The sequence below is a fragment of the Ruegeria sp. C5 genome (assembly GCF_056537605.1).
Genome location: NZ_JBQFRX010000001.1, coordinates 584,124 through 605,901, shown reverse-complemented (window position 1 = coordinate 605,901; position 21,778 = coordinate 584,124). Strand labels below are relative to the sequence as shown.

Genomic DNA, 21,778 nt, shown 5'->3' with positions numbered 1-21,778 from the left:
CCGCCACCCCACTAGCTGTTTCCGCTGCCTGTAAACCGCGCCGCATCCGCAGCCGCGCCGCGAATGGCGTTCGATTTATGGACGGTCTCCATGTATTCCGCTTCTGGGTCGCTGTCATAGACAACGCCGCCTCCAGCTTGGATATACAGTTTGTGGTCTTTCACAATGGCCGTCCGCAGCGCGATGCACATATCCATGTCGCCGCCTGCGCTGAAATACCCGACACCGCCACCGTAGATGCCGCGCTTTTCAGGCTCCAACTCGTCGATGATTTCCATCGCGCGCACTTTGGGCGCGCCTGATACCGTGCCTGCAGGCATCCCGGCAAAGAACGCGTCCAGTGCATCCTTGTCTTCGGCCAGTTCGCCGACCACGTTTGATACGATGTGCATCACGTGGCTGTAGCGCTCGATGATGAACTCTTCGGTAGGACGCACGGTTCCAATCTTAGAAACACGCCCGGTGTCATTGCGGCCCAGGTCCAGCAACATGAGGTGCTCGGCCAGTTCTTTCTTGTCGGCCAGCAGGTCGATTTCGTTGACCTTGTCTTCTTCGGGCGTCGCGCCACGCGGGCGGGTACCCGCGATTGGGCGGATCGTGACCTCATTGCCGAAGACACGCACCAGGATTTCTGGGCTTGCGCCTACGACCTGAAAGCCGCCGAAGTTGAAATAGAACATGAATGGCGATGGGTTGGTACGCCGCAGCGAGCGGTAGAGGGCAAATGGCGGTTGTGGAAAATCCTGTGTCCAGCGTTGGGCCGGGACGACCTGAAAGATATCACCTGCACGGATATATTCCTTGGCCTTTTCAACGGCTTCCATATAGCCCGATTTGGTGAAGTTAGAGACAGGAGCCCCAACTTCGATTGCGTCACCTAGATCGCGCGTCTCAGCCGGCATGGCACGCTCAAGATCACGCACGGCATCCATCACACGCTCGGCGGCCTGCGCATAGGCGGCTTTGGCGCTTTGGCCCTCGCTGGCCCATGCGGGCGACACGACGGTAACCTCGCCTTTGACGCCGTCCAACACAGCAATGACCGAGGGGCGCAGCATGATCGCATCGGGCAGGCCCAACGGGTCAGGGTTCACATCCGGCAGGTATTCCACCAACCGGACCATGTCATAGCCCAGATAGCCAAACAGGCCAGCGGCGGCCTGCGGCAGGTCATCGGGAAGCGCGATGCGGCTTTCAGCCAACAAGGCGCGCAAGTTGTCCATCGGTTTGCCATCCTGTGGCTCGAACGCCTCGGCATCGAAGCGGGCTGATCGGTTCAAGGCCGATGTCTCGCCCTGACAGCGCCAAATCAGATCGGGCTTCATTCCGATGATCGAATAGCGCCCTCGCACTTCACCCCCGGTTACCGACTCGAGCATGAAGGCGTCTTTCTGAGCACCTGTCAGTTTCAGCATCAGTGAAACCGGCGTATCCAGATCAGCGGCGAGGCGGGTATAGACGACCTGATTTTCGCCCGCATCATAAGCGCGCGCGAAACTTTCGAAATCCGGGGTCAGGGCCATGTTCTGTCTCTTTTAGTAACTGGCCCGTACCGCGTTCAGCGCTTGCTGATCCAGCACAGGGCGTGCGCGTGTCTGGGCATTGCGCACATAGATGTCAAAGATGTTCTGCGCCAGCGCCTGGCTCAATTGCGCAGCCAGTGCATCCTGCATCTGGCGTTGCTCATCGGTTTCCGCCGGAGGTAGCTCTTCATCCAGACGCACGATCAGGGCGTTACCGTTTCCGGGAATGACACGCAGCTCACCAGGGTCCATTTCAAACACCTGAGTCATGAAGTCCACGGGAACATCTTCGAGGAATGCGGTACGTGTCAGCGCATTTTCGACGCGGAAGGGCAGGCCAGTGGCGGTAAAGTCGCCATCTGTTGCCAGCTGGGTCAGAACCGTGTTGCCCTGGTTTTGCAGCGCTTTCGCAGTTTCTACCTGCAGCCATGCCTCGGCGACACGGTCACGGGCGCTTTCCAGAGGTTCCGGGCGCGGCTCTAGCACTTCATTCAAGCGCAGCGCAAAGATCGAACCATCTTCAAGGAACGCGACCTCTGGGAAATCACCTTCTTGCACAGCCTCAGCCACTGCGCGGAAGCCGTCATACGCGGCGACGCCATCGTCGCTTTGCTGGGTCCAGTCGATCTGACCCAGTTCCATCTCGGTCTCACCGGCCAGTTCTTCCAGTGTTGCGCCGCCTGCAAGCAGGTCGTTGATGTCTTCGGCCTGTGCTTCGATCTGACGGCGCGCTCGGTCGGCGGCGAGTTCTGCACGAAGTTCGGGTTCGGCGTCTTCGAAACTGACATTGTTCTCGGCCAGCGATCCATTGATCCGGAACAGGGCAGGGCCGAAAACCGTAGGAAGCGGGCCGACCACATCGTCGATCTCGGCGGCAAACACGGCGTCGGCTGCATCGCCCAGATCTTCACGTGTGACATCGCCCAGATCAACATCGCTCAGCTCAAGCTGACGTTCGCGGACCAACTGTTCGAAATCGGCCCCGCCAACTTCAAGTTGTGCCAGCGCCTCGGTTGCGGATTCTTCGCTGGGATAGGGCAGACGCTCGACCAAGCGGCGCTCGGGTTGGAAAAATTCGTCAGCGCGTTGGTCGTATAGACGGCGCAGAGAATCTTCGTCCACTTCGATCGTGTCGAGCAGCATGTCGGGCGACAGAATGGCGTAGGTCAGTTGCTTGGTGCGGGGCAGGGTGAACTGATCGGTATTCTCATCGTAATATGTCTGAATCTGCGCGTCTGTGGGTTGGGCCACGGGCGTTTCGAGAAGGTCGGCTGACAGGGTCGCCACGGTAAAGCTGCGGCGGGCCAGCACATAGTTCGACAAAGCCTCGGTCAGCGTACGGGGCATTTCAACACCGCTCATGACCGCACCCTGAACGATGGTGCGTGAAGATTCTTTGCGCAGATCCGATTCGAATTCGGAATCGGTCATTCCGACCTGTTCCAGCTGAAAGCGATAGGCTTCGCGGTCGAATGTACCGTTTACACCTTGGAACGCCGGTATCTGTACAATCTCGTCCTGCAGGTTCTCGTCACCGATCGAAATGCCAAGCTGTCCGACCTCGTTATCGATTGCGGCCAGCGCGATCAGGCGCGAAAGGGCAAGTTGATCAAGGCCAAGATCATGTGCCTGCGAAATCTGCATTGCCTGACCGGTTTGCGCTTCGACGGCCCGGATCTCGCGCTGAAGCTCACGAAAATACGCGTCGACCGAAATGCTTTCATCACCGACCTGCGCAACCGTACGCACGGTTCCGGTCAGGCTGGTGGCGCCAAAGCCCGCAAGGCCCAGCATCAAAAGACCCATGAGAATCCAGACAAAGGTTTTGGATAGGTTTTTCATGCCTGCGGCCATGGTGCCCTCTTGGTTTTGTCGGCAAATGTCTGCCCAGTCGGTTGCGGCCCTGAATACGATGCGTGCAGCCGGGGGGCAAGCTTAGAAGGACAAGCCCTGCAATCGGTCGAACAAATGCGCGATACCGGCGCGGTCGAGGTTGGCAAATGCTACACGAACCTGCCGCTTTCCCGCGGAATCGCCCTCTGGCATGAACATGGTACCCGGCAAAAGCAGTATACCTGCCTCGGGTACCAGCCGTCGGGCCAATTCGTCGGAAGCGATGCCAAAGGGATGTTCGAGGTAGGCAAAGTAAGCGCCAAGTCCCAAAAGACGCCAGCCTTTGTCTTCAAGGCGTGGCATTCCTTCTGCAATGGCGGCTCTTCGGTCGAGAATTTCATCTCGTTCACCCGCAACCCATTGGGTCAAGTTCCGCATGCCCCAAAGCGCGGCAAACTGGCCGATCTGGCCGGGGCAGATCGCGACCGTGTCCAGAAATTTTTCGATCTCCGCCAACAGGGCGGGGCTGGTTGAAATCGCGCCGACACGGTGACCGGTCAGGCGATAGGCTTTTGAGAACGAGTAGAGATGGACAAACGTATCGTCCCAACCCGATTGCTGGAACAGGTCATGAGGCGCGCCTGATCGACTGTCGAAATCGCGATAGGTTTCGTCAACCAAAAGACGAAGCCCCGTTTCCCGCGCAAGATCATAGAAGCGGCGCACCAAGTCCGCAGGGTATTCGACACCACCGGGATTATTCGGCGTCACCAACGAAATCGCCCGTGTCTTTTCGGTGATAAGGGCGCGGGCCTGTTCCGGATCGGGAAGCAAATCATCGTCTGTGGGCAAATCAACGGTTTTTACCCCAGCCATATCCAGCCACATCTTGTGATTGAAATACCAAGGAGTCGGAAGGATCACCTCATCCCCCTGATCGGTAATTGCCGAAATCACGGCTGAAAAGGCCTGATTGCAACCCGAGGTGATTGCGATCTGATTCGCCGATACCTCAGCCGCATAATGTGCGCTGATCTGAGCCGCGAGTTCGGACCGCAGGTCATCGTTGCCCAGAACCGGGCCGTATAGATGCGCGCTGTCCTGCTCGACCGCGAATTCGGCCATTGCTTGCCGCAGCGCTAACGGGGGCGGATCGACCGGAGCCGCCTGACTGACATTGATCAACGGACGGTCAACTGCGAACTCGACCCCGTCCAGCCAACGGCGTGCCTCCATCACCGGAGGGGCAAAGGTGGCGGCAGTGCGGGTCATTGTCATGGTGAGTCCGTGATTTCAGCGCTTAGTTGAAACGCTTGATTAATCGGTGCCCCGATAGGGTTCGACATATTGCAGCGCCATGTCCCATGGGAAGAAAATCCATGTGTCCTGACTGACCTCGGTAATGAAGGTGTCTACCATCGGACGGCCCTTGGGCTTGGCGTATACGGTCGCGAAATGCGCTTTGGGGAACATCTCGCGCACGAGTTCCAGCGTTTTGCCGCTATCGACCAGATCGTCGATGATCAGAATACCGGTGCCATCACCCATCAGATCAGCATTGGGCGCTTTGAGAATTTCTGCTTCGCCCTGCGCTTGATGATGATAGGATTTCACGCTGACAGTATCGACCGTACGGATATCCAGTTCGCGGCTGACGATCATCGCGGGGGCCATGCCACCACGTGTAATTGCTACGACTGCACGCCAAGCGCCGTCATCTGGTCCTTGCCCATCCAGACGCCACGCAAGAGCGCGCGAGTCGCGATGAATCTGATCCCAGCTGATGTGGAAGCCTTTTTCGTGTGGCAGGCGGTCCTTGGCGCTCATGGTCTGTTATCCTTTTTCAACGTCCGGCGCGTCGACGGCCTTCATTCCGACGATGTGATAGCCTGAATCCACGTGCAGATTTTCACCTGTCACTCCGCTGCTGAGATCAGACAGCAGATACAGGGCCGATTTACCAACATCATCGATGGTCACATTCCGGCGCAGGGGCGAGTTATACTCGTTCCACTTCATGATGTAACGGAAATCGCCGATGCCGCTGGCCGCGAGCGTTTTGATCGGGCCTGCCGAGATCGAATTCACGCGAATGCCGTCTTTGCCCAAATCCTCGGCCAGATACTTTACGGATGCCTCAAGGGCGGCTTTTGCAACACCCATTACATTGTAGTGTGGCATGACCTGTTCAGCGCCGTAATAGGTGAGGGTGATCGCACTGCCGCCTTCGTTCATCATTTTCTCCGCGCGCTGCATAACGGCGGTGAAAGAGTAGACCGAAACATCCATCGTCAGGTTAAAGTTCGCGCGCGATGTGTCGACGTAACGCCCGCGCAATTCGTTCTTGTCAGAAAAGCCAATGGCGTGGACGACGAAATCCAGTTTACCCCATTTCTTTTCGAGCGCGCTGAAGAGTTCATTAATTGATTCTTCGTCGCTGACGTCACAGGGCAAAACGATCTCGCTGCCCAACTGCGCCGCCAATGGATCGACGCGTTTTTTCAGGGCGTCCCCCTGATAGGAAAAGGCCAGCTCGGCCCCGGCGTCGGACAAGGCGCGGGCGATACCCCATGCGATTGATTTGTCATTGGCCAGTCCCATGATGAGGCCGCGTTTTCCGGCCATCAACTGATTTGACATCTTCGGTTCTCCGCCTGTCGTCGCATTGTGTTCGGTTGGTTTATGCCATTGATTGTCCTGCTTCAAGGCCATGCGCTCTTGCCCGCAGCGGGTTCTCGCCTTAGGGTCATGTTAATTGTTTCCTGGGGATGGAAATGAACGAGCATAATGGCATCTTCGCCGGGGCTGATCCGTTTGAAATCGCGGATCGGTGGCTGGCCGAGGCAGAAAAGACCGAACCGAATGATCCTAATGCGATTGCTTTGGCAACCGTGGACCCGGAAGGTTTGCCGAACGCCCGTATGGTTCTGCTGAAGGAAATCGAGAAGGACGCGTTTGTTTTCTATACGAACTATCACAGCGCCAAGGCTCAGGAGTTGGACAGCGCCCACAAAGCGGCTTTTGTGATGCATTGGAAATCTTTGCGGCGACAAATCCGTGTTCGTGGTACAATCACCAAGGAAGATGGGCCGCAGGCGGACGCATACTACGCCTCGCGCTCGCTCAAAAGCCGCTTGGGTGCTTGGGCGTCGCACCAGTCGCAACCGCTGGAAAGTCGTGCATCCCTGATGGCCGAAGTGGCTAAAGTGACCGCAAAGTTGGGTACCAACCCGCCTCGCCCTGAATTTTGGGGGGGATACCGTGTAACACCTGTCGAAGTCGAGTTCTGGGCCGATGGTGCCTTCAGGTTGCATGACAGGTTTCAGTGGAAGCGACAAAATGTCGATTCCGACTGGCAAGTGCTGAGGTTAAATCCATGACGTTCGCGTTGCGTGAAATGCAACTGTTTGCAGACAATAGCTTTTTTCAGCTTGAATTTGCGAGCCAAAACATAAACAAGAAACCCTTAACGACTTGCCTATCGTAATGGGAAAACAGTGCCAGAAGATCTGAACAGCATGTACCGCGTCCGTGGACACGTAAAATGGTTCGATCCCGCCAAGGGATACGGATTTGTTGTGTCTGACGAAGGCGGCCCGGACATTCTGTTGCACGTCAACGTGCTGCGAAACTTCGGGCAAAGCTCGGTCGCGGATGGCGCCGGCATCGAGATCATGACCCACAAAACTGATCGCGGTGTTCAAGCGGTCGAAGTGATCAGTGTTGACCCGCCTGTTCGCGCGGAAACCATGATGTTGGCCGATTTTGCCGAGCTTGATCCAACCGTGATCGGCAGCGCTCCGCTTGAGGCTGCGCGCGTCAAATGGTTCGACAAGGGCAAAGGGTTTGGCTTTGCCAATGTTTTCGGCAGCAGTGAAGACGTATTCCTGCATATCGAGGTGCTACGTCGTTCTGGGTTGGCAGATCTGCAACCGGGCGAAGCGCTGGCCATGCGGGTCATTGATGGCAAGCGCGGAAGAATGGCCGCGCAGGTTCTGGCCTGGGAAGCGGCCCTGAACGACTAGGTTCTGAATGATGAGAACGGCTTTCGTACTGGCGCTCCTGAGTTTTTTGATTGGCGGGATCGCGCGGGCTGAATGCCGTCCGGATCGTGTCGAGCTTCGAAATGATCTGGCAGAGGTTCGCTTCGACGTTGAGCTGGCCATCACACCGAAAGAGCGATCGCGCGGATTGATGTTTCGCGAAAGCATGCCCAACAGATCTGGAATGTTGTTTGTTTTTGATCCGCCGCAACCTGTTGCGTTCTGGATGAAGAATACCCTGATTCCGCTTGATATGATCTTTGTTGATCGCGCGGGCACGGTGACGCGTGTGCACGAAGGTGCAATTCCGGGGGATCTGAGCCCAATCGAAGGCGGCGATTCGGTTTATGCGGTCCTGGAAATCAACGCTGGCCTGGCCGAGCGTTACGCCATTCGGCCTGGATCGCAGATGCGCCACGAAGTTTTTTCGCAAGGTCCTGCAATTTGGCCCTGTTAGGGCTTTTCAAATCAGATCGGCACGTTTAGGAAGGCGCACGGTCCGGGGCGTGGCGCAGTCTGGTAGCGCACCTGTTTTGGGTACAGGGGGTCGTAGGTTCGAATCCTGCCGCCCCGACCATTTTTCTTCTACACTGGCGTTCCGCCATAATCGGTGTAGAGCTTGGAAAAATCCCTGTCCAAATCTTTGCTTTCAATAGGTATTCTAAGAGTTGAACCATCTTTCTGCGGAACCAGAAAGTACAACTCTGCGTCCACGCGATACCCGGCCTGATTCTTGGTCGAGCTCAGCCGCGTTACGATCTGCGGCAAGTTCTGCGGATAGCCGTTGAAGCTGAGAATCAAATAGGCCGTTGCCTCGGGCGGCAAGGTCTCGCGGCATTCAAAGATGCTTGCGGTGGTCTTGATATACTTGTCGCCCGGCCCCGCGCAGTCGGTCCTGAAGGAATTGAAAAGGTTCTGCGGATAACCGTCGAATTGCGCGCTGCGAGATGCAGGTGGTGCTTCCTGTGATGTGCAGGACACGATTAGCGCCACAATAGTTAACAATGAAATCAAACGCATGTAGAGTAGATTTCCCATCCAGAAATGTCGTGTGATTTCAAGTATGGCACGCGCTGCGATGTCGTGACGATGATTCTCTGAACATGTCCTTAACGCGGGATCGGTTGATCAATGACCTCTAACTGTGGCGGAAAACACGAGAAATCACTCTGACACATCAAGGCGGAATGGGCTGGTCGTGCGGGACATGTCTGTGGAGGAATCGCGATGCGGCGAAATTCCGCCGGTTCAGCAAAACAGGTCAAGCTAAAAGATTCCAAAAATGACCGAAAAAGCCCGTTGACCAACTATGGGAATATACGTCAGATTGTATGGGCCGAAAGACGAGCCACTAAATCTGGTAGGCAATGACCGGAAAAGGCATCGGGCGAGGGACGGAAAGCAAACCACTATGACGTAGACCGTATTCGCGGTTCTGCGCTGTTCTAGGCAGCGTCCGGTCCCTTGCGTCTCAAATTCGTCGGTAGTGCGGGCGGCACCCCGCAGCATCAAGATTTAGTGCCGGGACTTGAAATTTGGACAGATCGAAGCTGGGGCAGCGGACATGAAGATTGAAAGAAAATTCACCAAACCGGGACAGGATGCATATGCCGATCTGGATTTTGTGTCCGCAACATCCGAGATTCGCAATCCGGATGGCACAATCGTGTTCCGTCTGGACGAGATCGAAGTGCCTGCAAAATGGAGCCAGGTGGCTAGCGATGTCATCGCACAGAAGTACTTCCGCAAGGCCGGTGTTCCTTCCAAACTGAAGAAGGTTAAGGAAAAGGACGTTCCCGAATTCCTGTGGCGATCGGTTCCTGCGGAAGATGCTGAATTTGATGGCGAAACCTCATCGAAACAGGTTTTTGATCGTCTGGCCGGCGCGTGGGCTTATTGGGGCTGGAAGGGCGGCTATTTCTCGACTGAAGAGGACGCGAGCGCCTATTTTGACGAGATGCGCTATATGCTGGCGACCCAGCGCGCAGCTCCGAACTCGCCGCAGTGGTTCAACACCGGTCTGCACTGGGCATATGGGATCGATGGCCCGGCGCAGGGGCACCACTATGTTGACTACAAATCCGGCAAGCTAACCAAATCGAAATCCGCTTATGAGCATCCGCAACCGCATGCGTGCTTCATCCAGTCGGTCGACGATGATCTGGTCAACGAAGGCGGCATTATGGACTTGTGGGTGCGTGAGGCGCGCCTGTTTAAGTATGGCTCGGGCACCGGAACCAACTTCAGCCATCTGCGTGCAGAGGGTGAAGCGCTTTCGGGTGGCGGCAAGTCTTCGGGCCTCATGGGATTTCTCAAGATCGGCGACCGCGCCGCTGGCGCGATCAAATCAGGCGGTACAACCCGTCGAGCAGCAAAGATGGTAATCGTCGATGCAGATCACCCGGACATCGAGCAATTCATCGAATGGAAAGTGATCGAAGAGCAGAAGGTGGCCTCGATCGTTGCCGGATCGAAGATGCACGAGAAGATGCTGAACGGTATTTTCGAGGCCATCCGGTCTTGGGACGGCTCTGCCGATGATGCCTATGATCCAAACGCAAACGACGCCCTGAAAAATGCGGTTCGCAAAGCGAAAAAGGTCGCGATCCCAGAAACTTACATCAAGCGCGTTCTGGACTACGCCAAGCAGGGCCACGATAGCATTGAATTCCCGACCTACGATACGGACTGGGATTCAGAGGCTTATAGCTCGGTCTCGGGCCAAAACTCGAACAACTCGATCCGGGTGACCAATGCGTTCCTGACCGCAGTTGAAAAAGACGCGGATTGGGAACTGATCAACCGCACTGACGGCAAGGTTGCTCGTACAGTCAAAGCTCGTGATTTGTGGGAAAAGGTCGGCCACGCCGCATGGGCCTGTGCCGATCCTGGCATCCAGTTCCATGATACTGTCAACGAATGGCACACTTGCCCCGAAGACGGTGAAATCCGCGGTTCGAACCCGTGTTCGGAATACATGTTCCTCGATGACACTGCCTGTAACCTGGCGTCGATGAACTTGCTGACCTTTTTCAAGGACGGTGAGTTCCAGGCGGCGGACTATATGCACGCCTCGCGGCTTTGGACGCTGACGCTGGAAATCTCGGTGACCATGGCGCAGTTCCCGTCTAAGGAAATTGCGAAACTCTCTTACGATTTCCGTACGCTGGGTCTGGGTTATGCCAACATTGGCGGTCTGCTGATGAACATGGGCTATAGCTATGACTCGGATGAGGGTCGTTCGATCTGTGGCGCGCTGACCGCGATCATGACCGGTGTGGCTTATGCGACCTCGGCAGAGATTGCAGGCGAGCTTGGCCCGTTCAAAGGATATGAGCGCAACGCAGACCACATGCTGCGCGTCATCCGCAACCACCGTCGTGCGTCGCAAGGAGTGACCGATGGTTATGAAAAACTGGCTGTTAAGCCGGTGCCTCTGGATCACGACAATTGCCCGGATAAGCGTTTGATCGATCTGGCCATGTCAGCTTGGGATGAAGCGCTGAGCCTCGGCGAAAAGAACGGTTATCGCAACGCGCAGGCCACAGTTATCGCACCAACTGGCACCATCGGTCTGGTGATGGATTGCGACACGACCGGGATCGAACCGGACTTTGCTCTGGTCAAGTTCAAGAAGCTGGCCGGCGGTGGTTACTTCAAGATCATCAACCGCTCGGTGCCTTCGGCGCTGGAAAAGCTGGGCTATTCCTCGGCTCAGATTGAAGAGATCGTGGGTTATGCGGTTGGTCATGGCACCATCGGCAACGCGCCGGGGATCAACCACACCTCGCTGACCGGTCATGGTTTTGGCCCGAACGAGTTGGCAAAAGTAGATGCCGCACTGGAAAGCGCGTTCGACATCCGGTTCGTCTTCAACCAGTGGACGCTGGGCGAGGACTTCTGCACCGGTGTTCTGGGCATCCCGGCGACCAAGCTGAATGACCCGACCTTCGATCTGCTGCGCCATCTGGGCTTTACCAAGGCGGATATCGACGCGGCAAACGACCATGTTTGCGGAACCATGACGCTGGAAGGTGCGCCGCATCTGAAGGAAGAGCACTATTCGATCTTCGACTGCGCCAACCCGTGCGGCAAGAAAGGCAAGCGTTTCCTTGGGGTTGATAGCCACATTACCATGATGGCTGCAGCGCAAAGCTTTATCTCGGGCGCGATCTCGAAGACGATCAACATGCCCAATGACGCGACCATCGAGGACTGCCAGAAGGCATACGAACTCAGCTGGTCGCTGGGTGTGAAGGCGAACGCGCTGTACCGCGACGGCTCGAAACTGTCGCAGCCTCTGGCGGCGGCGCTGGTCGAAGATGACGATGAGGCAGCCGAAGTACTAGAAAGCGGTTCGACGCAAGAAAAAGCCGTCGTTCTGGCCGAGAAGGTGATCGAGAAGGTTGTGGTCAAGGAAATGATCCGCAGCCACCGCGAGAAACTGCCGCATCGCCGCAAGGGTTATACCCAGAAGGCGATCGTGGGCGGCCACAAGGTCTATCTGCGCACCGGTGAATTCGAAGACGGCAAGCTGGGCGAGATTTTCATCGACATGCACAAGGAAGGCGCTGGCTTCCGGGCGATGATGAACAATTTTGCCATCGCCGTGTCGGTCGGCCTGCAATACGGTGTGCCGCTGGAAGAGTTCGTCGATGCGTTCACCTTCACCAAGTTCGAACCGGCTGGGATGGTGCAGGGCAACGACTCGATCAAGAACGCGACGTCGATCTTGGATTATATCTTCCGTGAACTGGCCGTCTCCTATCTGGACCGCACCGATCTGGCCCATGTGAAACCCGAAGGTGCGACCTTCGACGATCTGGGTCGCGGCGAAGAGGATGGTCTGTCCAACGTATCGGAAATCAGTGAAAGCGCGGCGACCAAATCCTTGGAAGTGCTGAAACAAATCAGTTCAACCGGCTATCTGCGCAAACGACTGCCGCAAGACCTGATGGTCTTCAATGGCGGACAGGCTGACGTGACGGGTATGGCGGAAACCGCAGCGACATTCGAAGCACCCGCTGAGACGGCGGTTGCGACCGGAATGGACGCCCGTACCAAAGCCAAGATGCAAGGGTACGAGGGCGATCCCTGCGGCGAATGCGGAAACTACACGCTGGTGCGCAACGGCACCTGCATGAAATGCAACACCTGCGGCGCGACAAGCGGGTGTAGCTGAGTTTAGCGCCCCGGCAACCCGGGGTGCAGGGGTCGGATGCTGCCACAGTAACCGGCCCCGACGAATACGAAGCAAGGCGCTGAGACTTACCATCGATGCCTTGTTTCACTCGGCCGACATGCCCGTGTCGGCCGGGAACAGGGTGGGGCGGAATATTTGCTCCCTCCCACTCTCTCACGGGACGGGTGCGCTCGTCCCATGCGCAGTCCAGGCCGCAGGCAAAAAAACACCGGGCGGTCAACGAAATGAGCCTGGAAGGCGAAACTGACAGGGGGCTTCGGCCCCCTTTCTTTTTTCAACCCCGAGTCGTGGATTTGAGCAGGGCATTGCCGGATCATCCTGTTTGGATCGGGCAAGAGTTGCCGAAACCTGTCCTGGCCATTTCGCCCGGCAAGCCTCCGCAAATGCGACTCAGTCAAACACGCAGAGATTGGCTCGAATGCGGTCATATCAATCTGAGCGGGTGACACGCTTTCAAGATGGCCTTTTTTTGGCGCTTGTCCGGACGCAAACACTCAAGAAAACGCAATCAGGAGGCATAACATGAAACCGCAAATAATGGCCCTTATCTCAACCTTCGCACTTGGCCTGCCGACATTGGCCGTTGGCCAAAGCGCCGCCGATACCAACGGCGACGGCGTGCTGACGATCGATGAAGTTCAGGCCGTCGTGCCTGACGTTGATGCCGAAGGCTTTGCGCAGATGGACGCAAACGGCGACGGTGCGCTGGATCAGGATGAGATCACCATCGCTGAACAAGCGGGCCTGCTGCCGCCGTCCAACGGCTGATCAAGCAGGAATACTGGCGGCCCGGAAGCTCCGGGCCGCTTATTTTTCAGTGTCTTACGCGGGTAAGTAAATGTTGAATTTGCCACGAATTTCCGCGTCCAGAAGCGGGTCGAATCTGGCCGGGGAAGGCACGGCGAGGATCTCTTCCTTCCGCTTCACTGCCTTTTCGATCAGATCTGGTTTGCCAAGCTCAACCCATTCCTTCGGAGATGATCGGTCACCAAAGGTAGGATAGACGTAATCTGCCTGCATACGGCCTAGCGTCGCATCGGTGCCAAGATAATGCCCAGGACCACCCATGCAGACTTCGGCCATCTGATCCAGTGCCAGCGTCTCGTCCGTTACCTCGATTCCGCGCACACAGCGCTGTGCCTGTCCGATCAGGTCATCGCTCAGGATCAGGCTCTCGTGGCAGAACCCCAGCAACGAGGCATGCATGCCTGCGGCTTCATACACCATGTTCAGGCCTGACAGCCCAGCCATGACGTTCGAACACATTTGTTCCCAACCGGCCTGCATGTCGGGCAATTTCGCGTCCGATGCACCAGCTGCGGCACCACCGGGCAGATCGTAGAACTGGTGCATTTGCGCGCAGCCAGCGGTTAGCAGAGCTTGTTCACCCGAGCCGATGGACATTGCACCCGTGCGCAGGTCCAGACCAAAAGGCCAAGTGCCAAAAATCGCGGGAGCACCGGGCTTTACGGCGTTTACATAAACCAAACCCGCCAGACATTCGGCGGTGGCTTGTGTGATCGCTCCGGCAACGGTCGAGGGTGCGGTAGCTCCTGCCATGCCCGCAGAAAGCAACAAAACCGGCATTCCGGCCTTGATGCATTCTTCCATCACCTCGCAGCTTTCGGTGGCGAATTTCATCGGAGGCACAACGAAGCAGTTGGAATTGGACATGAAGGGCCGCTCGCGCCACTTGTCCTCTCCGCCCGCGATCATGTGCAGCATCTCGATGGCGGGGGCCACATGGCTGGGCTCCGTGAACGACGTACCGATATGTTTGAAAGTGCCTGAGGTGGTGGCGTAGACCGTGTTCAGATCCATCTCAAGGTTGTCGGCGATATCTCGGCACACCATGGGGCGTTGAACAAAGTGAATGTTTTCAAGCTGTTCACAGATGCGAGTCGCGTCATGCAGGTCCTGCAGGGTCGAGTCGCGATATTCCTGCCCATGCACGTCGACCATGCTGACCGCTGCGCCTGCGGTGCCATAATGGACGCGTGTCCCTGATAGCTCCAAATCCGACTTGCCATCCCGGCTGTGTAGCGTGATCGAGCGGTTGGCCTTGGCGATTGTGTCCTCGACCAATGCACGCGGAAAGCGGATGCGGCCATCGTCGCCCAAGGTGCATCCCGCAGCCACGAGATAGTCGATCCCACTTTGTGGCGCATCAGCAAGGCCGATGGTTTCCAGAGCGGTCAGAGCGGCCTCGTGGATGCGTTCGATCTGTGCTTGGGTCAGAACCTTCAGGGTTCCGCCCTCCATACCAGGCCGAATCGGGCGAAGATGTTCCGGAAGAGCTGACGCACGGGCGGCACGACGCGCGGCGCGGCCACCGCTGCGGGATGAGTTTCGGGTTTGTTCGTTCATGTGTGTGTCCGGTCAAAAAAGTACGATGTGGGTGAGTGTACCTAGACCAGTGCTGGCCGTCCTCGTGCCGCACGACCGCGATCCGCACCAATGGTGCGGCTGACCAGCCGAATTTTCCAAACTTCGTTATGCATCAACTTCCTCAGTCTGATGCGCCCATTGTTTCAATGCACTTTTGGACAATCTGTTCTGTTTGCGACTTTGGACTAGTTTTATTGGGCCATCAGTCAAAATGAACTGGGCGCAAATCCTCGTGACTAAATGTTTTTTTCCAATTGCGGTAAGAATCTGTTAATCTGCACGTAGTTATTTGGATTTGTACCTTAGGTTTAAGTAAATACTGGGGTTGGCTGATCAGCAGATCGCTGCCTCGGGGATGCGCCCAAACCGGCAACGGATGTTTGGAGGTCTGCATGAAGTCATTACTGGCCGCACTCGCCGCAGCACTGATAACAGGTGCAGGGCAGGTTGTGGCAGAAGACTGGACAGGCGCGTACGCTGGTTTCAGCTTTGGTTATGCAGATGTTGATGGGTCCGGAGGGGCAGGCGGAAGCGGGGGCAGTTTTGGCCCGCTGATCGGATACGACTATGATTTTGGAAATTTCGTGCTTGGCGGTGAGTTGGAATATAACCGCCTGAATCTTGATCTGGGACAATCCGAAGGAAGCCTTGATAGTATGTCGCGATTGAAGTTGCGCGGCGGCTACGATTTTGGATCAGCCCTTGGCTATGTTGTCTTGGGAACCGCGCGGGCCAGTACGTCGGGTGACAGTGATACGGCAGCCGTTTACGGGATCGGTGTTGCCTATCCGCTTGGCGAACGGTTTGTAATCAGTGGCGAAGCGCTGCGGCAGAACTTCGATGATATACCGGAGTCTGGTCGAAGCCTCGACGCAAATGTGTTCAACTTGCGCACCACATTCCGCTTCTGAAACTCGGTGGTCGATTGTCATCCCTCTGCCAATTGAGCGGCAAATTCGCATAGGGTCTGTAGCGATGTGACGAATTTCTCGTCATCGATTGTCATGGCCACGCGGATGTGACCTGCGGCGGCAGAACCAAAGCTCTCACCGGGCATCACAGCGATGGCATGCGTGTCCAGCAGCGCATTTGCGAACACATCGCCGCTAAGACCCGTAGCCCGGATATCCAGCATCAGATACATCGCGCCTTGCGCCGGTATTAAGGTGACGACCTGCTGCGCAGCCAGCACTTCAATCGCCAGAGCGCGGCGGCGGCGAAACGGCGCGGCGATTTTGTCTTCGAGAGGTTGTCCCACGCTCAGCGCATAGTTGGCCGCATCCTGTATAAAGCCGGGCACACCATAGGTTGTGTGTGTTGCCAAGTTGATCAGGTGGTCGATCACGCCTTCCGGAGCAACGATCCACCCACACCGCGAGCCAGTCATGGCATGAGATTTCGACATTGAACCCACGACCAGAGTGCGCTCAGCCATGCCGGGTAGAGCGCGAGGTGACAGGTGTTCACCCTCCCAAACCTGCGTATCGTAGACTTCATCGGAAATCAGCCATAGATCGCGGCGCTGACAAACCTCGGCGATGGCAGAAAGTGTTTCGGCGGAATAGACCACACCAGTTGGATTGTTTGGGGAGTTTATCAGCAGCGACACCGCCCCGCCTGCCGCGCCATCGATATCGGAAGCACGAGGTTGGAACAAATCTTCGGCGCGTGTTTCTATGCGTTTGGCTTCCGCTCCAACGCCACGGATCGTGCCGGGGTAGGTGGCATAATACGGATCCAGGTAGAGCGCGATATCGCCCGGATCGCAAAGCGCGGTGTGCGCCGCAAACAACGCGGCCTGACCGCCGGGGGTTATTATGACATTGTTGCGAGTGGTCGCTACACCCGTTCGCATTTGGACACGGGCGGCCACAGTATCACGCAGCAGATCAGTGCCCGGAACCATCGCGTATCCTGTGTGCCCGCTGCGGGCCGAACTTTCCATGGCCGACAATATTGACTGATCGGTCCGAATGTCATGCTCGCCGATCGTCAACTCGGTAACGGCATGGCCTTCGGCAATCATCCGACGCGCGCGGATGAACACCTCCCAGCCGTCTGATCCACCCTCGGTCAGATGCGTAATGCGATGCGATAGTTTCAAGGGATTCTCCCGACCGGCTATGACGCCGAATGGGGCAAAGCACAGCAATTTTGTCAATCAGCTTCGCGGCGGCAAACTCGCCTGTATCTTCTTGGTCAGCGATGCACGGATGATATCGTATGAGGTGATCAGGCGATGTTGCATCTCGTCGGCGTCAGTTTCCCACGGCAGGCGAACCCAGCTGCGGTGAAAATACGGGGCCTTGGTGCCAATCCCTGCGTCGATCAGCATCTGCGCGGTCTCAATGTCGGGAGTCTTGACCGATACACCATCCCCGACCGAGCCGACGCAGGCGAACATCTTGCCGCCAACTTTCCATGCGTCGTGGCCGCCACCCCAAGGGTCCGAAAGTTCGGCACCGGGCAGGTCTGCGCATACGGAATTGACGTAATCACGGGTCATGGTGGGCAGACTGCCTCTGTGGAGGTTGAAACTCAAGGCTTGGCTCAGCATCAATCCCGTGCTAGGCAAAGCGCATGAACCGGAAAACTTGCATCATTATCTGCTGCATTACCTGCTGATTTCTCAAGCGGGCCGGTTTCTTTCGTTTTCATCTCTGAGACAAGTTGCTAAGCCCGCGCCAACGCGTGACGTATATGCTGTTTCAGGAGCACGACCCGATGACGACGATCAAACTGCACAACACAAGGACTCGGACGAAAGAGGATTTCGTGCCGATCGATCCCGATAATGTGCGGATGTATGTCTGTGGTCCGACGGTCTATGATCGGGCGCATCTGGGGAACGCACGGCCTGTGGTTGTGTTCGACGTGCTCTATCGTTTGTTGCGGCATGTATACGGTGCTGATCACGTGACCTATGTGCGCAATTTCACCGACGTGGATGACAAGATCAACGCCACCGCATTGTCGCGCAAGAAGGCTGGGGCTGACGGGTCTTTGGAACAGTTGGTGCAGGAACGTTCGGACGAAACCATCGGCTGGTATCTGCACGACATGGGCGCGCTGGGGGCGTTGGAACCCAACGCGATGCCGCGCGCCACAGAGTATATCGCGCAGATGATTGCGATGATCGAAGACCTGATGGCCGAGGGGCACGCTTATGCTGCCGAGGGTCACGTGTTGTTCGCGGTGGACAGCTGGAAGGAACACTATGGTGCGCTGTCGGGGCGGTCGGTTGATGACATGATCGCCGGGGCGCGGGTCGAGGTCGCGCCTTACAAGAAGAACCCGATGGATTTTGTGCTGTGGAAGCCGTCGACCGATGAGTTGCCCGGCTGGGACAGCCCATGGGGCCGGGGGCGTCCGGGGTGGCATATCGAATGCTCGGCCATGAGCTATGAATTGCTGGGCGAGAGCTTTGATATTCACGGTGGCGGCAACGATCTGATGTTCCCGCACCACGAGAACGAGATTGCTCAGAGCAAATGTGCCCACCCGCATGGCGAATTCGCGCGTGTCTGGATGCATAATGAGATGCTACAGGTCGAGGGCAAGAAGATGTCCAAATCGCTGGGCAACTTCTTCACTGTGCACGACCTGCTGGAACAGGGCGTGCCGGGTGAGGTGATCCGATTTGTATTCCTGCAGACCCATTATCGCAAGCCGATGGACTGGACCGAGAAAAAAGCGCGCGAAGCCGAGGCAACATTGCGCAAGTGGCGGGCGCTGACAGCGGGCATCGAGCCCGCCGCCACCGCAGCACCTGCGGTTATCGATGCGCTTTCGGACGATTTGAACACGGCAGGTGCCATCGCGGAACTGCATCGCCTGGCGGCGGACGGAGACGCCGCTGGTTTGTTGGCGAGTGGGCAGTTGCTAGGGCTGCTGACAAGTGATTTGAGTGTATGGATTAATGACCGCGATAAACTTCAAGTTGGAGATTTCTCGGAAGAAATCGAACTCTGGGAGGCTTTGCTAACCAACATAAAAAGTGAAGCGAAAGGTCTAATCAAAGCTGGGGAAAAAGAGGTCGCGGGAAACATTTTTGATCTGAGAACTGATCTGAGAGACAAAGTCTTGAGCGAAATAGGTTTCAAAGTGAAGGACACAAAAGACGGTTACGATTGGGAACTTCTTAACGTATTAACAGTCGTTTCAACTAGGACCCCCGACGGTGTCGTGACAGAAGAAGCATTCCAGCGGAGCAAGGACGATCTACTAGGCCAGACGATTAGGCAGTTGAAAGATGCGCGCGCGCTTGGAGAACGGAGTTTCAATGACCTGCTCGCGAAGACGTAAGTATTAACTCAAAGTTCTCGTTCACAGTTTGTGAACGGGTGCCTTCGAGCCTAGCCAAAGAGCCAAACAAATGACCAAAGAACGCCTCTACCTCTATGACACCACGCTGCGTGATGGGCAGCAGACTCAGGGTGTGCAGTTTTCGACTACCGAGAAGGTGCAGATTGCGCAGGCGTTGGATTCGCTGGGGATTGATTACATCGAAGGGGGTTGGCCCGGAGCGAACCCGACCGACAGTGCGTTTTTTGAGAGCGCGCCTGAGACGTCGGCCTGTATTACGGCGTTTGGAATGACCAAACGCTCGGGCAGGTCGGCTGAGAATGATGACGTTCTGGCGGCTGTAATGAACGCGGGAACACCAGGCGTTTGTCTGGTTGGGAAATCGCACGATTACCACGTGACCCACGCACTTGGTATCACGCTGGAGGAAAACACCGAGAACGTTCGCGCCTCGGTCGCGCATATCGTGGCGCAGGGGCAGGAGGCTCTGTTTGATGCCGAGCATTTTTTTGATGGCTACAAGGACAACCCGGAATATGCGGTTGAAGTCTGCCGCGCTGCGCTCGATGCAGGGGCACGGTGGGTGGTTCTGTGCGATACCAATGGAGGTGCGCTACCGGCAGAGGTCGGGCGGATCGTATCCGAGGTGATTGCGGCCGGTCTGCCGGGGGATCGGCTGGGCATTCATACGCATAACGACACCGAGAACGCAGTGGCGTGCTCGCTGGCTGCAGTCGATGCTGGGGCGCGGCAGATTCAAGGTACGTTGAATGGGTTGGGAGAGCGCTGTGGCAATGCCAACCTGACCGCTTTGATCCCAACGCTGATGCTGAAAGAACCCTATGCCTCGTGCTATGAAATCGGAGTGATGCCCGAGGCGCTGGCCAGGCTGACGCGCATCAGCCGGATGCTGGATGATATCCTGAACCGAGTGCCCAGCAAGCAGAGCGCCTATGTGGGCGCGTCGGCTTTTGCGCATAAGGCCGGGCTGCATGCCAGCGCGATCCTCAAGGACCCGACAACCTATGAGCATATCGATCCGGCAAGTGTTGGAAATGCGCGCATCATTCCGATGTCGAACCAGGCTGGGCAATCGAACCTGCGCAAACGTCTGACCGATGCGGGATTGGCCGTAGAAGCGGGCGATCCGGCGTTGGGACGTATCCTTGAGCGGATAAAACTGCGCGAGGCCGAGGGGTATTCCTACGACACCGCGCAGGCTAGTTTTGAGCTGCTGGCGCGGGATGAGCTGGGGCAATTGCCCGAATTCTTTGAGGTCAAGCGCTATAAGGTGACCGTTGAGCGCCGGAAGAACAAATACAACAAGATGGTCAGCCTGTCCGAAGCGGTTGTTGTTGTGAAAGTGGATGGCGAGAAGAAGCTGTCGGTAAGTGAGTCGCTGGATGAAAGCGGCAGTGATCGTGGTCCGGTAAACGCGCTGGCGAAGGCTCTGGCCAAGGATTTGGGGCAGTATTCGCAGATACTGTCGGATATGCGGCTGGTCGACTTCAAGGTGCGTATCACGCAAGGCGGGACTGAGGCGGTCACGCGCGTGATCATTGACAGCGAAGACGGGCAAGGGCGGCGCTGGTCTACGGTTGGGGTGAGTGCGAACATAATTGATGCCTCGTTCGAAGCGCTACTGGATGCGATTCAGTGGAAACTGGTGAGCGATTGCGCACCGCGGTCAGCGGCCGCCGAATAAGGTGGAGTTCGACGACGACATCAAGGCTTGTGCTGCGCTGGTTCATCGGGCCGATCCCGATCGCTTTATGGCTGCCATGGCCGCACCAGTTGAGGCACGGGCAGTTTTGTTCCCGATTTATGCGCTGAACGTCGAGGTGGCCCGTGCCCCGTGGGTGACGCAAGAGAGCATGATCGCCGAGATGCGGCTGCAATGGTGGCGCGATGCCTTGCAAGAGATTGCCGAAGGTCCATCTGTTCGTCGGCACGAGGTTGTCACACCTGTGTCGCGCGTGATTTCTCCGCATCTGGCAGCGCTGCTGGATGAATATGTGGCCGTAAGGCGTTGGGATATCTATCGTGATCCGTTCGAGGATGAGGCGCATTTTGACGCCTATATTGCCCATAGCGCTGGAACATTAATGGTGGTGTCGGCGCAGGCTTTGGGTTCGGCGGATGAAACTGTTCTGCGTGATTTCGGATATGCAGCGGGGATCGCGAATTGGCTGCGCGCAATTCCCGAGCTTGAGGCACGTGGGCGCATTCCTTTGCTGGACGGAACCCATGACGGGGTTCGGGCGCTGGCGCAGAAGGCTTTGGACCGATTGGCGCAGGCGCGGTCCGCCCGCAACGAGGTCTCGGCACAAGCACGGCCTGCGCTCTATGCGGGGTGGCAGACGGAATGGGTGTTGCGGACTGCATTGGCCAGACCGGACCGGGTGGCCGCAGGTGCGTTGGCTCAGGGTGAAATCCGACGTCGGTTTACCCTGATGAAAACGGCAGCGACCGGTCGTTGGTAG

At 56.9% G+C, this 21,778-nt stretch carries 18 protein-coding genes and 1 tRNA gene; 10 read left to right on the top strand and 9 right to left on the bottom strand.

What is annotated here, in order from left to right; translation table 11 throughout:
- Nucleotides 1-11: 11 nt before the first annotated feature.
- The 5 genes from trpE to fabI form a co-directional block, all read right to left on the bottom strand.
- Nucleotides 12-1,523, bottom strand: a complete 1,512-nt coding sequence (trpE, locus tag ACR0AW_RS03075; protein WP_170732292.1) for an anthranilate synthase component I — start codon at nucleotides 1,521-1,523, stop codon at nucleotides 12-14.
- Between the two features lie 12 nt (nucleotides 1,524-1,535).
- Complete coding sequence (locus ACR0AW_RS03070; RefSeq protein WP_170732290.1) at nucleotides 1,536-3,377, bottom strand: SurA N-terminal domain-containing protein; 1,842 nt, start codon at nucleotides 3,375-3,377, stop codon at nucleotides 1,536-1,538.
- Between the two features lie 81 nt (nucleotides 3,378-3,458).
- Entirely contained in the window at nucleotides 3,459-4,634 is a 1,176-nt protein-coding gene (locus ACR0AW_RS03065) for an aminotransferase (protein ID WP_170732288.1), read from the bottom strand.
- Nucleotides 4,635-4,673: 39 nt separating this feature from the next.
- Nucleotides 4,674-5,183, bottom strand: a complete 510-nt coding sequence (gene gpt / locus ACR0AW_RS03060; RefSeq protein WP_170392980.1) for a xanthine phosphoribosyltransferase — start codon at nucleotides 5,181-5,183, stop codon at nucleotides 4,674-4,676.
- A gap of 6 nt (nucleotides 5,184-5,189) precedes the next feature.
- Nucleotides 5,190-5,996 (bottom strand): enoyl-ACP reductase FabI, encoded by an 807-nt coding sequence (fabI, locus tag ACR0AW_RS03055; protein WP_170405951.1) that lies wholly within the window; start codon nucleotides 5,994-5,996, stop codon nucleotides 5,190-5,192.
- A gap of 134 nt (nucleotides 5,997-6,130) precedes the next feature.
- Between fabI and pdxH the strand changes: the two genes are divergently transcribed.
- From pdxH to ACR0AW_RS03035, 4 genes are all read left to right on the top strand, one after another.
- The gene (gene pdxH, locus ACR0AW_RS03050) at nucleotides 6,131-6,736 is read left to right on the top strand and encodes a pyridoxamine 5'-phosphate oxidase (RefSeq protein WP_170405948.1); all 606 of its coding nucleotides are present in this window, start codon (nucleotides 6,131-6,133) and stop codon (nucleotides 6,734-6,736) included.
- A gap of 117 nt (nucleotides 6,737-6,853) precedes the next feature.
- On the top strand, nucleotides 6,854-7,381 hold the full coding sequence (locus ACR0AW_RS03045; RefSeq protein ID WP_170392983.1) for a cold-shock protein: 528 nt from the start codon (nucleotides 6,854-6,856) through the stop codon (nucleotides 7,379-7,381).
- Between the two features lie 7 nt (nucleotides 7,382-7,388).
- Nucleotides 7,389-7,856 carry a DUF192 domain-containing protein gene (locus ACR0AW_RS03040; RefSeq protein WP_170392984.1) on the top strand — a complete coding sequence of 156 codons (468 nt, stop codon included), beginning with the start codon at nucleotides 7,389-7,391 and terminating at the stop codon, nucleotides 7,854-7,856.
- Between the two features lie 43 nt (nucleotides 7,857-7,899).
- Nucleotides 7,900-7,976: transfer RNA gene (locus ACR0AW_RS03035), tRNA-Pro, on the top strand.
- Between the two features lie 8 nt (nucleotides 7,977-7,984).
- Here the strand turns inward: ACR0AW_RS03035 and ACR0AW_RS03030 are convergent.
- Nucleotides 7,985-8,419, bottom strand: coding sequence for a hypothetical protein (locus ACR0AW_RS03030; protein ID WP_170392985.1), 435 nt, complete (start codon nucleotides 8,417-8,419; stop codon nucleotides 7,985-7,987).
- 544 nt (nucleotides 8,420-8,963) lie between these two features.
- Between ACR0AW_RS03030 and ACR0AW_RS03025 the strand changes: the two genes are divergently transcribed.
- Complete coding sequence (locus tag ACR0AW_RS03025; protein WP_170732286.1) at nucleotides 8,964-12,581, top strand: vitamin B12-dependent ribonucleotide reductase; 3,618 nt, start codon at nucleotides 8,964-8,966, stop codon at nucleotides 12,579-12,581.
- Nucleotides 12,582-13,124: 543 nt separating this feature from the next.
- Nucleotides 13,125-13,370: a CREC-EF hand family protein gene (locus ACR0AW_RS03020; protein ID WP_170509731.1), complete on the top strand. Its 246-nt coding sequence runs from the start codon at nucleotides 13,125-13,127 to the stop codon at nucleotides 13,368-13,370.
- A gap of 54 nt (nucleotides 13,371-13,424) precedes the next feature.
- Here the strand turns inward: ACR0AW_RS03020 and ACR0AW_RS03015 are convergent, their stop codons facing one another.
- Nucleotides 13,425-14,969: a trimethylamine methyltransferase family protein gene (locus ACR0AW_RS03015; protein ID WP_170421793.1), complete on the bottom strand. Its 1,545-nt coding sequence runs from the start codon at nucleotides 14,967-14,969 to the stop codon at nucleotides 13,425-13,427.
- Nucleotides 14,970-15,382: 413 nt separating this feature from the next.
- Between ACR0AW_RS03015 and ACR0AW_RS03010 the strand changes: the two genes are divergently transcribed.
- Complete coding sequence (locus tag ACR0AW_RS03010) at nucleotides 15,383-15,901, top strand: outer membrane beta-barrel protein (protein ID WP_170510161.1); 519 nt, start codon at nucleotides 15,383-15,385, stop codon at nucleotides 15,899-15,901.
- 17 nt (nucleotides 15,902-15,918) lie between these two features.
- On the opposite strand, the gene ACR0AW_RS03005 is transcribed toward ACR0AW_RS03010, so the two are convergent.
- The gene (locus tag ACR0AW_RS03005) at nucleotides 15,919-17,094 is read right to left on the bottom strand and encodes a pyridoxal phosphate-dependent aminotransferase (protein WP_170732284.1); all 1,176 of its coding nucleotides are present in this window, start codon (nucleotides 17,092-17,094) and stop codon (nucleotides 15,919-15,921) included.
- A gap of 57 nt (nucleotides 17,095-17,151) precedes the next feature.
- A complete protein-coding gene (locus ACR0AW_RS03000) occupies nucleotides 17,152-17,496 on the bottom strand; it encodes an MmcQ/YjbR family DNA-binding protein (protein ID WP_170392991.1) in 345 nt (114 codons plus the stop codon).
- 218 nt (nucleotides 17,497-17,714) lie between these two features.
- Between ACR0AW_RS03000 and cysS the strand changes: the two genes are divergently transcribed.
- The 3 genes from cysS to ACR0AW_RS02985 all read left to right on the top strand — a co-directional run bounded on the left by cysS (nucleotide 17,715) and on the right by ACR0AW_RS02985 (nucleotide 21,778).
- Complete coding sequence (cysS, locus tag ACR0AW_RS02995; protein ID WP_170732282.1) at nucleotides 17,715-19,295, top strand: cysteine--tRNA ligase; 1,581 nt, start codon at nucleotides 17,715-17,717, stop codon at nucleotides 19,293-19,295.
- Nucleotides 19,296-19,365: 70 nt separating this feature from the next.
- Nucleotides 19,366-21,000, top strand: a complete 1,635-nt coding sequence (gene cimA / locus ACR0AW_RS02990; protein ID WP_170732280.1) for a citramalate synthase — start codon at nucleotides 19,366-19,368, stop codon at nucleotides 20,998-21,000.
- Between the two features lies 1 nt (nucleotide 21,001).
- Entirely contained in the window at nucleotides 21,002-21,778 is a 777-nt protein-coding gene (locus ACR0AW_RS02985) for a squalene/phytoene synthase family protein (protein WP_170732278.1), read from the top strand.